At 61.6% G+C, this 15,185-nt stretch carries 13 protein-coding genes; 3 read left to right on the top strand and 10 right to left on the bottom strand.

What is annotated here, in order from left to right; translation table 11 throughout:
* Positions 1-23 precede the first annotated feature (23 nt).
* The 3 genes from ACIPVK_RS14110 to ACIPVK_RS14100 form a co-directional block, all read right to left on the bottom strand.
* Entirely contained in the window at positions 24-1,232 is a 1,209-nt protein-coding gene (locus ACIPVK_RS14110; protein ID WP_407612610.1) for an amidohydrolase, read from the bottom strand.
* Between the two features lie 75 nt (positions 1,233-1,307).
* Complete coding sequence (locus ACIPVK_RS14105) at positions 1,308-2,030, bottom strand: hypothetical protein (RefSeq protein WP_407612609.1); 723 nt, start codon at positions 2,028-2,030, stop codon at positions 1,308-1,310.
* A 34-nt stretch (positions 2,031-2,064) separates the two neighbouring features.
* Positions 2,065-2,787: a DUF5058 family protein gene (locus ACIPVK_RS14100; protein WP_407612615.1), complete on the bottom strand. Its 723-nt coding sequence runs from the start codon at positions 2,785-2,787 to the stop codon at positions 2,065-2,067.
* 302 nt (positions 2,788-3,089) lie between these two features.
* Between ACIPVK_RS14100 and ACIPVK_RS14095 the strand changes: the two genes are divergently transcribed.
* A complete protein-coding gene (locus tag ACIPVK_RS14095; protein ID WP_407612614.1) occupies positions 3,090-4,502 on the top strand; it encodes an amidase in 1,413 nt (470 codons plus the stop codon).
* 135 nt (positions 4,503-4,637) lie between these two features.
* On the top strand, positions 4,638-5,600 hold the full coding sequence (locus ACIPVK_RS14090) for an Lrp/AsnC family transcriptional regulator (protein ID WP_407612608.1): 963 nt from the start codon (positions 4,638-4,640) through the stop codon (positions 5,598-5,600).
* A gap of 153 nt (positions 5,601-5,753) precedes the next feature.
* Here ACIPVK_RS14090 and ACIPVK_RS14085 read toward each other — a convergent pair whose 3' ends face one another.
* The 3 genes from ACIPVK_RS14085 to ACIPVK_RS14075 form a co-directional block, all read right to left on the bottom strand.
* Complete coding sequence (locus tag ACIPVK_RS14085) at positions 5,754-6,392, bottom strand: YoaK family protein (protein WP_407612607.1); 639 nt, start codon at positions 6,390-6,392, stop codon at positions 5,754-5,756.
* 104 nt (positions 6,393-6,496) lie between these two features.
* A complete protein-coding gene (locus ACIPVK_RS14080; protein WP_407612613.1) occupies positions 6,497-8,263 on the bottom strand; it encodes a gamma-glutamyltransferase family protein in 1,767 nt (588 codons plus the stop codon).
* Between the two features lie 88 nt (positions 8,264-8,351).
* Positions 8,352-9,617, bottom strand: a complete 1,266-nt coding sequence (locus tag ACIPVK_RS14075; protein ID WP_407612606.1) for an Nramp family divalent metal transporter — start codon at positions 9,615-9,617, stop codon at positions 8,352-8,354.
* Positions 9,618-9,726: 109 nt separating this feature from the next.
* On the opposite strand from ACIPVK_RS14075, the gene ACIPVK_RS14070 reads away from it, so the two are divergent.
* A complete protein-coding gene (locus ACIPVK_RS14070; protein ID WP_407612605.1) occupies positions 9,727-10,446 on the top strand; it encodes a FadR/GntR family transcriptional regulator in 720 nt (239 codons plus the stop codon).
* A gap of 335 nt (positions 10,447-10,781) precedes the next feature.
* Here ACIPVK_RS14070 and ACIPVK_RS14065 read toward each other — a convergent pair whose 3' ends face one another.
* The 4 genes from ACIPVK_RS14065 to ACIPVK_RS14050 form a co-directional block, all read right to left on the bottom strand.
* A complete protein-coding gene (locus ACIPVK_RS14065) occupies positions 10,782-11,588 on the bottom strand; it encodes a 3-oxoacyl-ACP reductase (RefSeq protein ID WP_407612604.1) in 807 nt (268 codons plus the stop codon).
* Positions 11,589-11,656: 68 nt separating this feature from the next.
* On the bottom strand, positions 11,657-13,033 hold the full coding sequence (locus ACIPVK_RS14060) for an aldehyde dehydrogenase family protein (protein ID WP_407612603.1): 1,377 nt from the start codon (positions 13,031-13,033) through the stop codon (positions 11,657-11,659).
* A complete protein-coding gene (locus ACIPVK_RS14055) occupies positions 13,030-13,773 on the bottom strand; it encodes a gamma-glutamyl-gamma-aminobutyrate hydrolase family protein (RefSeq protein ID WP_407612602.1) in 744 nt (247 codons plus the stop codon). Before ACIPVK_RS14055 ends, ACIPVK_RS14060 begins: the two co-directional genes overlap by 4 nt.
* Positions 13,773-15,146: a glutamine synthetase family protein gene (locus ACIPVK_RS14050; RefSeq protein WP_407612601.1), complete on the bottom strand. Its 1,374-nt coding sequence runs from the start codon at positions 15,144-15,146 to the stop codon at positions 13,773-13,775. The genes ACIPVK_RS14055 and ACIPVK_RS14050 overlap by 1 nt, the downstream gene beginning before the upstream one ends.
* Positions 15,147-15,185 lie beyond the last annotated feature (39 nt).

Genomic DNA, 15,185 nt, shown 5'->3' with positions numbered 1-15,185 from the left:
CCCCCCCACACCCGTTGTTGTTCCTAGGCCAGGTACCCCGTGATGGCTGCCACCGCGGCCCGGACCCCGGCGGACAGCGTCGGTTCCATGACCGGCAGGAAATACGGGGAGTGGTTGACCGGCGGGTTCTCCTCCTCCGGCCCGAATCCCCCGAAGAACCAGTAGACCGTGGGCACGTCGATGGAGTCCCCGAGCCACCCCACGTCCTCGCTGCCCATGACCGGCGGGGCGATCACCACCTGCTCCTGGCCCAGCTCGGCGCGCAGCGACTCGATGACCGATGCGGTCTGGCCGGGATCGTTGTAGCAGCGCGGGAAGTCGTAGATGTGCTCGATCTGAGGCGCCGGCGCGTTGGAGGCCTGCGCCTCGGCGTTGACGATCCGCGTGATGGCCTCCAGCACCTTGGCGCGCACCTCCGTGGTGAGGGTCCTGACGTTGAGCGTAAATTCGGCCCGGTCGGGGATGATGTTTTCCTTGAGCCCGGCATGGAACGTCCCGGCGGTGACCACGGCCGGGGTCGTTGGCGCGAGCTCCCGGGAGACGATGCCCTGCAGCCGGGCAATGATGTGGGCCCCGAGCAGGATCGGGTCGATGGAGTCCTGCGGCTGCGAACCGTGGGACTGCTTGCCATGCAGCGTCACCTTCAGCGCGTCCGCCAGCGCCATGGCCGTGCCCGATGAAATGTGCACCGTCCCCGCCGTGTACGGGAAGACGTGTTGCCCCAGCACCACCTCGGGCCGCGGTGCCCGGTCCCAGAGCCCGTCCTCCACCATGGCCTTGGCCCCGGCACCGGTTTCCTCCCCGGGCTGGAACACCAGCACCAGGGTCCCGTGCCACGCCGGCTTGTTCTCCGCGAGGAATCGCGCCGCGGCCAGCAGCACTGCCACGTGGGTGTCGTGGCCGCATCCGTGCATGACCGGGACCTCGGTGCCGTCGAGCAGGTGCGAGGTCGTTCTCGAGGCGTAGTCGACTCCGGTGTCTTCCTTGATCGGCAGCCCGTCGGTGTCCGCCCTGAAGGCGACGGTCTTGCCCGGGCCGTTGCGCAGGATGCCCACCACGCCCGTGCCGCCGCAGCGGAAGTTCTCGATGCCCAGTTCCCCGAGCCGTTCTTCGATGTAGGCGGCCGTGTTGAACTCCTGCATGGATAGTTCCGGATTCCGGTGAAGATGCAGGTACTGCTCATGCATCCACTCGGTCGCGATGCCATCGAGGTCCAAAAGTTGTGTGGTCATGGTGCTGGGGTTGCCTTTCCCTGGGGGCATCTCTGCCCGGGGCGGACGGATGGTGTTCTTGCGGAAGCGGAAGGGTCAGTCGACTTCGGTGGCGGTATGGATTTCCTTTCGATCGCGCAACACCCAGGACAGGATGATCGAAAAGAGCACCACGAGCGCGGTCGCAAAGAGCGCGACCTTGGGCACGGCCGGCACGATGATGAACTGGAACAGCAGCGCCAAGGCGATGGCGATGACGGTGGCCCGCACGCGCTTCATGCTCACGATTGCCTGCACCAGCACCGCTCCCATGAGCGCGGGCAGGATGTAGAGGCGGGCGACCTCGATCATCGCGACCGGGACCATCGACACCAGCCACGTCCCCAACAGGCCCACGAACACCAGCAGGCTGGTCAGGTGGACGGTGGCCGCACCGCCGATGGCCATCACTGCCGCCAGGTCCCCGCGCCGGGTTCCGGGCTTGGCGTTGATGCTGGACTGGGCCACGATGGCCGCGGGGAGCAACTTGTTGGAGATGTTCCCGATCATGAAGGCCTGGTACATGGCGGCCGATCCCAGGATGGGGAAATAGGTCAAGGGCTCGACGAACCAGAAGACCCCAAAGGTGGCGGCCACGGCAACAAAGGCGATCCAGACCATTGGACCCGTGATGTCCAAGCCGGAGAAGAACACCAGGTAGACGGGGCCCAAGAGCGAGAAGACCAGTCCGGCAATCATCGTCAGGGATCCGTATCGCGTGGTTTCGGTTTCAAAACGGGCCATGGAGGCATCGGCGTGGGTAGCGACAGAAGTAGTCATTGGTTTTCGCTTTCTTGCTCGTTGGGCACGGCGGCTAGGCCGTGTGCATCAGGTAGGCGGACGCAATCGCGACCATGATCGCGAAGCCAAGCGCCCATTCCTTCAGCCACCGGGCCTTGAGCAGCTTGGCCAGGAACAGGCAGACCGACATGGTTGCCGCGGAAATCAGCAACGTGACCGCATGCACGTTGGACTTGGGAAGCTCGGCGATAGCCAGCATCGAGAACGCGCCCAGCAGCGCAGCCGCCGGAATCAGCGCCATGACCGCCGGGTTGGTCTTGGCCAGCTTCTTGCCACCGCGCTTAAGGACGGGGGTGAGAATCAGCGTTGAGAGCATCCACATGCCGCCGGAGAGGGACATGGCCATGAAGGCCACGGCGAAGACCTGCTGCGTGTACTCCGGTCCGCCGAGCACCGTGCCCATGGATACGGCCGCCAGGGATGCCGAGGCCGTTTCCGTCGAGGCGGAGCCGATGAGTCCGATGCGGACCAACACCGCGGGTGTCCCGAACAGCGCCAGCAGCGCGATCGCAACCAACACCACCGCCAACGAGGGTCCGATGGAGGCAACGGCTCCCGCCCGGAACGATTCCTTGAGCTCCCGGGTCGGCATGCCGATATGCGGCGCGGCACGGCGGGCGGCCTTGACGTAGAGGAAGGTCTGCACGAAGATCACGGCGAAGACACCGAGCGCGCAAATCCAGAGAATCGGGGTGTTCGCCACGGCCCAGATATCCGTGGATGTCGGGTTTGCCATGAGTGGGCGAAGATGGGGCACGGCGCTTCTCCTTTGATCTCGTTGACGCCGCCGCCGTTAGCCATGCTTCCGGCTAAACTGTGAGCCACGTCTCTTTCGTTCCAGATTGCGCCGTCGACGGGTCTCTGGCAACCAATGGAGGATTTGGTCAATAAATTGTCGTTTTCCCGCATATCTCTTGAATTTTCCGTCCAGACTTTTCAGGCTTGGTTCTACCAGCCAGACTGTGATCATCAGCACACTCGGCCCAACGCCGACCAACCACCAAGCAAGGACGTGGGAACGTGAACGGGATTCAAGACATGAGCGCGCGGGAAATGACCGAGGCCATCAAGCGCCGCGATCTATCGGCCAGGGAAGCACTCGAGAGCCACATCGAACAGATCGAGCGCATCAACGGGCCCATCAACGCCGTGGTCACCACCGATTTCGAGCGCGCTCGCAAACTCGCCGCGGCGGCGGACGAAGCCACCGCACAGGGCGCCCCCACGGGGTTGCTGCACGGCCTGCCGATGACGCACAAGGACACCTTCAACACCGCCGGGCTGCTCACCACCCAGGGCTCGCTTGCACTGAAGGACAATGTTCCGGCCACCGACGACCTGCAGATCGAACGCCTGGCCGCCGCCGGCGCGATCCGCACGGGCAAGACCAACGTCCCCGAATTCGGCGCCGGGTCGCACACCTTCAACGAGGTCTTTGGGACCACCACGAATCCCTACGACACCTCGCTGAGCGCCGGCGGTTCCTCCGGAGGCGTGGCAGCGGCCATCGCCGCGCGCATCCAGCCGCTGGGCGAGGGCTCGGACATGGGCGGCTCGCTGCGCATCCCCGCGTCGTTTTGCAACGTGGTGGGCTTCCGCCCGTCCTATGGCGTGATCCCGCTGCCTTCGGCCACCAATTCCTGGTCATGGCTGGCACGCAGCGGCCCGATGGCCCGCACTGTCGATGACATTGCCCTGTTCATGAGTGCGACGGCCGGCGACAGCGACAAGGTCTTGACGCCCAATACGCTCACCGGCCGTGACTTCGAGAGCCTCCCGGAGAACGCGTTGCGCGGCGTCCGCATCGGCTACAGCCGGGACTTCGGATTGGGCGTGCCGGTCGAGCCCGAGGTTCTCGCCGTGCTGGACGCGCAGATCGCCGTGTTCGAACAGGCCGGGGCGCGTGTCGAGGAGGCCACCATCGACCTGCGCGATGCCGACCTGGTCTTCGGCAACACCCGCGCCTACGACTTCGCCACGGGCCTTGGCGAGCTGGTGCGCACCAAGCGGGAACTGATCAAGCCGGAGGTGATCTGGAACGTCGAAAAGGGCTGGGCCCTGAACGCGGAGGACCTGATTGCCACCGACGCGGCACGCACCCGCCTGGAGATCGCCGTGCAGGCATTCTTCGGACGGTTCGACCTCTTCCTCAGCCCCGCCGCCCAGGTGCTGCCCTTCGACGCATCATGGCGCTACCCGCAAACCATCGCCGGAAACCCAGCCGACACCTACCTCGACTGGATGCGCTCGGCCTGCCTGATCTCCGCCACCTCGCTGCCGGTGCTGTCCATGCCCGCCGGATTCACCTCCACCGGGCTGCCCGTGGGCCTGCAGATGACCGCCAACCACTACAAGGACGTGGAACTGCTGGGCTACGCCCAGGACTTCGAACAGCGCACCCGCTTCGCCGAGCGGGTGCCCGAGTGGATCTCCGCCGGATGCACCGCCTAGGAATTCCGCGGGGCCCGGCCGCGCCGGATACGTCACGCGGCCGGGCGCTGCATTGGTTACGCTGGTGCAACGGCGCGCTGCCGAGGACGCGGCAAACGGCTGACCGCGGGCCGCATTTCCAATCGAAGGGGCACCATGGCTCATGACGAGCTGACTGCATTGCAGCAACGCATCATCGGCGCGCTCCAGGTGGACGGCCGTGCCACCTGGCGCAAGATCGCCCAGGTGCTCGACGAGCACGAGCGCACCGTGGCACGGCAGGGCGCGGAGCTCCTCGCCTCCAAGGTCATCACCGTCGCGGCCCTGCGCACGCGCGAGTCTGCGGTCATCATGCGCCTGGCCTGCACCCCGGGAACGGCCAGGCTTGCCTGCGAATCCCTGGCGCAGCGGTCCGACACCACCTTCAGCTATATGGTCACCGGGGTAGGCGACGTGGTTGCCGAGGTCATCTGTGAATCCGGCGCGTTGAACGAGCTCCTCACCCTGCAGGTGCCCTCAACGCCGGGGCTGATCTCGTGCGCGACCTATCCGGTGTTGAAGTACTTCCGCACCATCCGCGGCTGGCGCATCGGGGTCCTCACCGCCGCCGAGGAACTCGCGCTGCACACGGAGTTGACCAAGGACGACACCCGGCAGCGGGGCCTTCGAGAAGCCGGCGCCAAGCTTACGGAAAACGACGAGCTGATCATCCAGGCCCTGCAGCGCGACGGCCGCGCCAGTGTGGAGGCCGTCGCAAGACAGGTCCGGCTGTCGGAGTCCACGGTGTCGCGGCGCATCGATTGGCTGATCCGCAACTCCCACCTGGCGATCCGCACGCTGGTCGAACCGGAGGCGCTGGGCCTGAACACCGAGGCGCTGTTGTGGATCCACACCGCCCCCAACCAGGTCGAGGCCCTCGGCGCGGCCCTGGCCAAGCGCCCGGAGGTCCGCTATGCCGCCGCCGTCGCCGGGGATTGCCAGCTGGTCGCCGACATCACCGTCGCGAATCCCGCTCAGCTCTACGACTTCCTTGCCGATTCGCCCTGGAGCAAGTCGATGACCCATCTGCAAACCACCGTGGTGCTGCAGGCGCGCAAGCGCGGCGGTCAATTGCTCTGATGCGGTAGTGGACCAACGACACGCAAGGTACGTGAGGGGCGGGCCCATGGCCGTTGTGTGCCCGGTCGGCACCGCGCGCATGGACCATCCACGTACCGCCGCGCGTGCCGTCGCCCATGAGTTGCTCGAGTCCACTATTCGTCCTCCAGAGGTTCAGGCCGCCGGTTTCCTTTCTGTCCTTCTTCTCCTCTCGCCTACGAAGGTCGCAGCAATCGTCAAACAAGCCGAAGCCAGGATAGGAAGCCAGATTCCATACGGAAGCAATGCGGCACCGCACAAAGCTCCTAGCAAGATCAGCAGAACGGCCAAGGAGCGCTTCATCCAGTCCTGCTTTTGTCTCGCACCCAACCATGAGTCCGCGGCCAAGCCAGTGATCGTCGAGGTCACCACGACGGTTGTGACATCTGCGATCTTCACCTGCCGAGCTGCGGCAGCCTGGGCACCCATGACGAATCCCAGAACGGCAGCCAATGCAACCGTCGAATACGGAATTGTTCCCAACGGAATCATTTTTGTGAAAGCGGCACATGTCAGCAAGATGGCCGACACCAAGCTAAAAATAATCGTCGTTGCAGGCGTCCAACCTTCCCGATGGCCTCTTAACACGCGTCCACCAACAACTGCACCCAAGAAATACAGAACCAGTGCTACGGCGGGGCCGATGACAGGCAAGTCCGTTTTCCCTGAAAGGGCCATTCCCAGAATCACGACGTTTCCAGTCATGTTTCCGGTGAATATTCTGTCTAGGCCTAGATAACCGACAGCATCGACAATGCCGGTTGAGAACGTCATGGACAACAGAAGCCAGGTGTAGAGCTTTGTTTCGGATAAGCGTGGACGACTCTTTCGAAGTCGATTCGAAGGGGCTGTCTTGGTTCCCCCACCAACAGTTGAGGTCATCGTCCGACCGCGTATCCCTGCATGCCCCGAGCATTGGCTGCTGCTTTGAGTACGCCCGTTTCAGGGTCTCGCGACACTGCGCACATCCGACCGATCTCCCAGCTTCCGGCTTTTCCTACAACATGGCCGCGCGACTCAAGTCCAGCGATGACCGCAGCACCAATTCTTTCTTCGATGAGAACGACCCCTAGCTGATGTTCATGGGGAAAGAACGAACTGGGGAAATGCGTGCTGTGGAACGCCGGGGCATCAATGGCCTCTTGAAGATTCATGCCGCCCAATAGGTGATTCAGCAAGAAATGAACCTGCCACTGGTCCTGTTGGTCTCCGCCTGGCGAGCCGAAAGCCATTGTTGGTTCCCCATCTTTGAGAACCAGCGTCGGAGAAAGAGTCGTTCGAGGCCGCTTGCCTGGGGCCAACGCGTTCGGGTGCCCCGGCTCAAGCCACGCCATTTGCAGTCTGGTCCCCAAAGGGAACCCCAGTTCTGGAATGACTGGTGAGGAGTGCAACCACCCCCCGCTTGGCATGGCCGAGACCATGTTTCCCCACCGATCGGCCACGTCAACATGGACGGTATCGGTTCGAGCCTCTCCGCTTGGCTTCGGACCGGAGTCCAATGCTGCAGCCACGGCATTCGGCTCCCCCACGCCACTCAGGCCCGCGGGATCGAAATCCGCCTGGGTCTCCAAACGAGGTAATTGCGGCTTCCTTCCGTCCGGCGAACCCGGGCGAATTTCAAGAGATGCTTTTTCACCAATGAGCGCCCGACGAACATCGGCATACTCCTCGGAGAGGAGCTCCGCGGAAGGAACGTTTGGAACATCCCCATACCAAGCGTCCCTGTCGGCAAAAGCAAGTTTTGTTGCCTCCAAGATCTTGTGAATTCCGTCGGCCGTACCAGGGACAACATCCATGCCCTGCAGCAATGCCAATTGCTGCAGGAATACGGGTCCTTGGCTCCAGAACCCGACTTTGCAGACCGTAAAACCGCCGAATTGGGCAGTAACCGGGGCTTCGTAGTGCGGCCGCCATTTCCCAATGTCGTCCTTGGTTATGAAACCTTGGTGGTCTTCTCCCGTCGAGTCGCGCCACGAGGTTTTTGCGAACCTGTCGATTGCCTCAGCCACGAATCCGCCGGTCCATTCTTCGATGACCGCCTCGATCGCAGCTTCCCGCGTGGCACCCCTTCCAAGCGCCTCGGACTCAACATCAACCAATCTCCGGTACGTTTGCGCCAACACCGGGTTGGATAAGAGCTGCCCAACGGCCGGCACGTCGCCGTTCGGCAGGTACACCTTCGCCGAGGGACCCCAATGCGTCTTGAACAGTGGTTCCATGCGGCCGATGTACTCCACCACTTTGGCGGTCGCCGGGTATCCATTTTTTGCATAGCCAATCGCGGCGTCCAGGATCTCTTTGAGACTGAAGGTTCCGTGGTCTTTCAGGAACGTCAACCACCCCAGAGTTGCTCCGGGAATGGCAGCGGCCAATAGCCCGGTCCCCGGGACCATATCGATGCCCAGGTCGTCAAAGGCCTCAATGCTGGCTCCAGCCGGAGCCGGGCCCTGAGCGCAAAGCACGACGGGATTGCGTTCCTTTGCAGTGGCAAAGATCAGTGGGAGGTCCCCTCCGGGACCGTTCTGATGCGGTTCAACTACTTGGAGAGTAAATCCGGCAGCAGTTGCCGCATCGAACGCATTGCCCCCACGCTCAAGGATTCCCATGCCTACTTGTGAGGCTAGCCAATGGGTCGACGACACCATGCCAAAGGTACCGGCCAGCTCAGGACGAGTAGTGAAAGTCACTTGTTAACACCTTTTCAAAGAACGAACAATTTTGGTTTCGAGAAAACTACAGCGAGCTCAACTCATTCGCTGCCAAGGCGACGAACATGGCAAGGCCGAGAACAAGTGATGTGTTCATGGCAATACCGTTTCGATGTTTCTTATCGAGCCCCTTAGAGTTCATCAGCCAGAGTAGGCCTCCGATCAGCACGGGCATGAGCAGCGCACCCAGCGCGGCATAAATGAGCACGAGCATGACGGGCTTGTCCAGGAACAGCATCGACAGAGGAGGGATGCACATCCATACAATGTATGCGCGGAACGGAATCGATCGAGCAGCATTTTCGTCTCGTTCATTCTCCGTGCGCCGGAAAATATTGACGATGTCGTTGAATACATTTGCCAGCGCGTTGTATCCGCCGATCAATGAGCTAAATACGGCCGAGAACATCCCGATTAAAAGTAGCCACTTCGCCGGCTCACCGAATTGTTCGCCGAACGGCTTCGCCAGCTGTTTCAGATCAGACAATCCTCCGACCTCAGTGCCGCCGTTCTGCAGGAATGCCGCTCCGACGATCATCATTGCAAGCATGAAGATGAAGGTCATTCCATACCCGATGACGAGGTCCAGCCGCATGGCGCCAATCCACCCCGATCCCGACCAACCCCTGTCCCGCAACCAATAGCCGTATGACAAAAGGCCGATGGACATGCCAACACCGCCCATGATCCCGAGGACGTAGAACGTTCCTCCATCAGGAACCCGGGGCGTCAATCCCCCGGCCAGAATACTCATGTCAGGGCTGGTCAAGACGGCGGCCCCGACGATGGAAATAAACATGACAGCCACGAAGAATGCCATGATCTTCTCAAAGGAGCTATATTTGCCGATCCACAAGATTCCCATCCCCAGGAGAACGGCACCAACAGCCCCGAGTTTCACGTCGACTACCGGGAACATGGCATTGATAGTCAGGCCCAGCGCCCCGGCAATTGCCGCGCCATAGAAGAATCCCAGAATGACCGAGTAGATCCCGAAGTAAGTGGTAAACGACTTGTTCAGCCGGTGGAATCCCCGCAATGGGCTAATTCCCGTCGCCAAAGACCAACGGCCAATGCACTCGGTGACTATGAACTTAATGAAACACCCGATAACCACGGCCCAAGCAAGTGCCAACCCGTAGCGGGCGCCGGAGTTCAACGACGCAATCAGGTCGCCGGCACCAACACCGGCCGCCGCAACAATCAGCCCGGGACCGGCAACATTGACGATCCTTCGCCATCGCGACCCCTGCGGTTGCCCCAGTTGATCGGGGCTGGCTTCTATCTGCATGCCAACGCTCTCCTTTTGGTGACGCAGGCCATACTGGTCTGCTGGTCTGACCAATATGCCATGCGTACACTGTACTTAGCAAGGGGAACTTTCAGGGAAGGAACGCAACATGGTCAATTGGTCAGCAATCAACCAAAAATGGAACTCTCTCGGTGGAAACTTGGCTGCTGAACTAGAGCTCATGATCGTGCGCGGGGAACTTCCTCAAGGCGAAAAGATTCCACCGGAAAGAGAACTCGCGGCCACACTTGGCGTATCACGCGCTACTTTGCGGGAAGCCCTCTTGGAGTTGGAGATCAAGGGTCTGCTGAGCCGTCGCCCCGGACGCGGCACTATAGTACTGGAGGCTCCGACAGAGTCACAGTTCGAGCAACTCAGCGAAGCCTTTGCGGCAGCACAACAGGATTTCTCTCAGGTCATGGAAATGCGCTTGGCTATTGAACCTGCGGTGGCGCGTTTAGCCGCAGCCAAGGCAACGGCAGCCGACATTCGCAAGTTGGAGCAGATCCTGGCCGCCTCAGAAATTGAAACGAGTTCCATGAAGTTGCTAGAGCTGGACCAGACCTTCCATGTCGCTCTCTCCGACATCGCTCGAAATCCGTTGTTATCGGACCTGATCCGAATTGTCGGCGACTGGGCTGGAGCTTCACGACGTCTAGGATTCCAAGGCGGCAAGCGGAAAGAAGCCTCACTGCATGGTCATTGGCAGATTGTCGATGCACTCCGTGTTGGACAGCCGGACCTGGCGGAAAGTGCCATGAGGGAACACATTGCTGGAATTCAGAACTTGATTGCTCCCACGCCTGGGGAGCGCCAAGGCAACTCCTAGACTCGTCCACGTTCCGGAATGGAACAGGCGCCGCTATTGGATATACCAACGCGGGATGAATAATCTGTCGCCGTCCCGTCCTCGGAAAGGCCAGGTGTGGTTCCGGTGGCGTGCCATCCGGGCCATCTCACGAGCCCGAAACTCTGGCGACATCGAATGCCACAGAATACTGAATCCGCTCCTCGCTTTGCCCGTTGGACCGAGGCACTTTAACGAACGACAAGATTGCGCTCAACCCGACTTCGAAACCCGCTGGGGGATGGCGTAAAGAGAGACCCTCCGTCGAAGAACGGAGGGTCTCTCTTGGCAGACGTAGATGAGCGCCTTTCCGCGCCTTACTCCGGGGTCACATACGCACCAGCAATGCCGCCGTCGACCAGGAATTGGCTGGCCGTGATGAAGGAGGAATCATCGGACGCAAGGAATGCAACGGCCGCGGCCAATTCATCGGGATCGGCAAACCGCCCCAGGGGCACATGGACCAGGCGGCGGGCTGCGCGTTCCGGGTCCTTTGCGAAGAGTTCCTTGAGCAACGGGGTGTTCACCGGCCCGGGGCACAGTGCATTGACGCGAATTCCCTCGCGGGCAAATTCGACGCCAAGCTCCCGGCTCATGGACAGGACTCCGCCCTTTGAGGCCGAATAGGAAATCTGCGACGTCGCCGCGCCCATCACTGCCACGAACGAGGCCGTGTTGATGATTGATCCCCTCTTCTGCTCCTGCATGTACGGGATCACGTGCTTGCAGCAGTAAAAGACGCTGGTCAGATTGACTTCCTGGACCTTGCGCCAGGCATCGATGCCGGTATCCAGAATGGAGGCATCATCGGCAGGCGAGATTCCCGCGTTGTTGAATGCGATGTCAACGCTGCCGTACGTTTCCTTCGTGACCTTGAAGACGTTGATGACGTCGTCCTCGTTGGTGACATCGGTGCGCACGAAAATACCGCCCACGGCGTCAGCTGCAGCCTGGCCGACCTCGGGCGAGCAGATATCGGCGATGACGACCTTGGCGCCCTCGTGTGCCAGGCGCTTTGCCGTGGCCAGTCCGATGCCGGAGGCGCCTCCCGTAATGACGGCACTGCGACCCTCCAGCCGGTTGCTGACAAGGCCGTTGTAGGGGGCTTCATTAATTTCAGTCATCAGAATTCTCCTTGGATGTGGTGCTGTGAAAATTTTGGTGTTGCTGCCGGCAGTGGATTCCCGCCATGTTATTCCGTGGCGATGAAGACGTTCTTGACTTCGCTGAACGCGTCAAGCGCGTCCGGCCCCAGCTCACGGCCCAGCCCCGACTGCTTGTACCCTCCAAAGGGTGTGGAGTAGCGGACCGAGGAGTGGGAATTGACGGAAAGATTCCCGGCTTCAACGCCCCGCGAAACCCTTAGTGCCCGTCCGACGTCGCGGGTCCAAATGGAGCCGGATAGCCCGAACTTCGAGTCGTTGGCGATGCGCAGTGCATCCGCCTCGTCCTCGAACGGAACCACGGCAACGACCGGGCCAAAGATCTCTTCCTGAAGGGAGCGAGCAAACGGATCCGAGGGGGTCAGTACGGTGGGCGGGAACCAAAAACCTTGCCCGTCGGGTGCTGTTCCCTGGAAAGCCATGTCAGGGTGGGCACCGCCATCCGCCTCAAAGACAAATGAGGAAACAGTGTCCCGCTGGCCCGCAGAAATCAACGGTCCCATCTGCGTATTCTCGTCGTTTGGGTCCCCCACGCGGAAGTTCTTGACGACCGGTTCCAGGTACCCCAAGAACTTGTCGTAGACACTACGTTGAACCAGGATGCGTGAGCGGGCACAGCAGTCCTGGCCGGCGTTGTCGAAGACCCCGCCCGGAGCGCTGGCCGCGGCCTTCTCAAGGTCGGCGTCGGCAAAGACGATGTTGGCGCTCTTGCCACCCAGCTCGAGGGTGACCCTCTTGACCTGTTCGGCGCAGCCGGCCATGATCTTCTTGCCCACGCCGGTGGAGCCGGTGAACACCACCTTGCGTACCGCCGGGTGGGTCACGAAGCGTTCGCCCACGACCGACCCCTTGCCCGGGATGACGGTGAAGACGCCTTCGGGGATGCCCGCCTCACGGGCGAGCTCACCCAGACGGATGGCCGTCAGAGGGGTGAGTTCGGCGGGCTTGAGCACCACCGTGTTTCCAGCGGCCAATGCCGGAGCGAAGCCCCACGCGGCGATCGGCATCGGGAAGTTCCACGGCACGATCACCCCGACCACGCCCAACGGCTCGTGGAAGGTCAGGTCCACACCGCCTGCCACCGGAATCTGGAGCCCGGTGTGGCGTTCCGGCGCCGCGGAGTAATAGGTCAGCACATCTCGGACGTTTCCCGCTTCCCAGCGGGCGTTCCCAATGGTGTGACCGGCGTTGGCGACTTCCATTGCCGCAAGGTTCTCCAGGTCGTTGTCGACCGCCGTGGCGAATCGGCGCAGCAACATCGCCCGGTCGCTTGGTGCAACCTGGCGCCAGGCCACGAATGCCTTGGCCGCTGCCTCGATGGCCCGGTCCGTTGTTTCCACGTTTGCCAGCGCAACATCCTGGATGGCGTTCCCGGTGGCCGGGTTGAGGACAGTGAAGGTGCTCATACGAGGCTCTCCTGTTGGTACTGGTGGCGGTAGTTTCTGGCGGCTTCAACGAAGCCGGCGAACAGCCTGGCATCGCGCGGGTTTTCCTCGGGATGAAATTGCACCCCGAGCGCCCACCCCGGGGTAGAAGTGCATTCGACGGCTTCGATCGTGCCGTCGGCGGCCCGAGCCGTGGCCACCAGACCCTCGCCCAGGCGGTCCAGTGATTGGTGGTGATAGCACGGCGCTTCGGCCTGGTTCCCTAGGATCTCCGCGGCGAGGGATGCGGGCTCCGTGGTGAACCCGACGGTGCCGAACACGCCCGGTGCCGGCTGGTAGTTCGATTCGGGCAGCAGGTCCGGTACGTGTTGATGCAGCGTTCCCCCCAGGGCAACATTGAGGATCTGGGCACCCCGACATATTGCAAAGAGCGGCAACCCGATTTTCAACGCCGAGCGGGTCAATCGGATGTCGTGGTCATCCCGCTCGGGTTGCGCAGCGGTCAGCGGATGCGGGGTGGCGTCATAGTTGGCCGGGTCGACGTCTACTCCGCCAACGACGATCAGTCCGTCCAGCAGCCCGAGTACTGATTCGTCCGTGGCAACAGGTGGCAGCAGTATCGGCGTTCCGCCGGCATTCGCTACCCCGGTGACGTACTTGCCCGGGACTATGGCCGCGCGAGCGTTCCACACACCCCACGATGCGTCCTGCCAGTAGGTGGTCAGGCCGATCCTTGGCCGGTATGTTTCCTTGGTAGTCATCAGTGGCGCTCGAATCCGCGTCGGACTTCCCAGTCGGTGATCGCCGCATTGAAGGTTTCGATCTCCACGTCCGCATAGTGCGTGTAGTGGTCCACGACTTCCTGGCCGAAGACTTCCAGGGCAATCTCCGAGTTGGCAAAAAGGTCACGGGCCTCCGCCATGGTGTGCGGCACATGCAGGGCGTCCGATTCATAGGCGTTACCGTCGACCTTGGCCGGTAATTCGAGCTGGTGCTTGATTCCATAGAGCCCGCCGGCCAGCATGGCAGAAAGCGCCAAGTACGGGTTGGCGTCGGCACCGGGCAGCCGGTTTTCCATTCTGGCCGAATGGCCCTTGCCCACGAGGCGGACGGAGCAGCTGCGGTTGTCCAATCCCCAGGCGACCGCGGTCGGCGCGAAGGATCCCTTTGCGAATCGCTTATACGAATTGATGTTTGGCGCGTAGAAGAGCGTGAAGTCTCGCATCGTGGCCAGAACACCGGCAATGAAATGGTCGTAGAGGGGCGTTCGTTCGCCCTTCTCGGCATCCCAGAAGGCCATGGCACCGTCGAGTCCCCGCAGCGACATATGGATGTGGCAGGAAGATCCGTCGCGCTCGTTGGGCTTGGCCATGAACGTGATTGATTGGCCCCGTTGCGCAGCCATTTGCTTGGCTGAGAGCTTGTAAAAGGTGTGGTTGTCTGCGGTGGTGATGACATCGTCGTATTTGAACGCGATCTCATGTTGTCCGAGGTTGCATTCGCCCTTCGCGGATTCGACGATCATGCCGGCCTCATACATGGCGTTGCGGATATCCCGCAGTAGCGGTTCCACACGCATGGAGCCCAGGATGGAGTAGTCCACGTTGTAGAGGTTCGCCGGAGCCAGGTTCAGGTAATGCCCGTTCTGCGCATCTTCGTAGCTGGTGTTGTAGATCATGAATTCCAGCTCGGTGCCGGCAACAGCCTTGAACCCAAGCTTTCCGGCCTTCTCCTGCTGCGCACGCAGCAGGCTGCGGGGCGAAACCGCAACGCGTCCACCGGCGGTGTGGTTCAGGTCGGCCTGGATCATGGCCGTTTTCTCCAGGTACGGGACGCGACGAATCGTGTCGAGATCCAGGTCGAAGACCATGTCGCCGTATCCCTTGTCCCAGCTGGTCATGGCGTAGCCATCGACGGTCCGCATGTCGGTATCGACTGCCAACAAGTAGTTGCAGGCTTCGGAGCCTTCTTCGAGCGCAGAGTCGACAAAGAATCCGCCATGGATGACCTTGCCCTGCAGCCTGCCTTGCATATCGGTGAACGACAGAATCACGCTGTCGATCTCCCCCGCCCGGACGGCTTGGCGCAATTGCTCGACGGTGAGCATCTTCTCGCTTCTGGGATGCGAATTCATGGCAACAGGTTCCTCAATGCTTGTGGATGTAGTCATGGC

The sequence above is a fragment of the Paeniglutamicibacter sp. MACA_103 genome, assembly GCF_045798555.1.
Classification (GTDB): domain Bacteria; phylum Actinomycetota; class Actinomycetes; order Actinomycetales; family Micrococcaceae; genus Paeniglutamicibacter.
The sequence above is the reverse complement of the archived record's forward strand: the minus strand, read 5'-3'. Positions and strand labels throughout refer to the sequence as shown.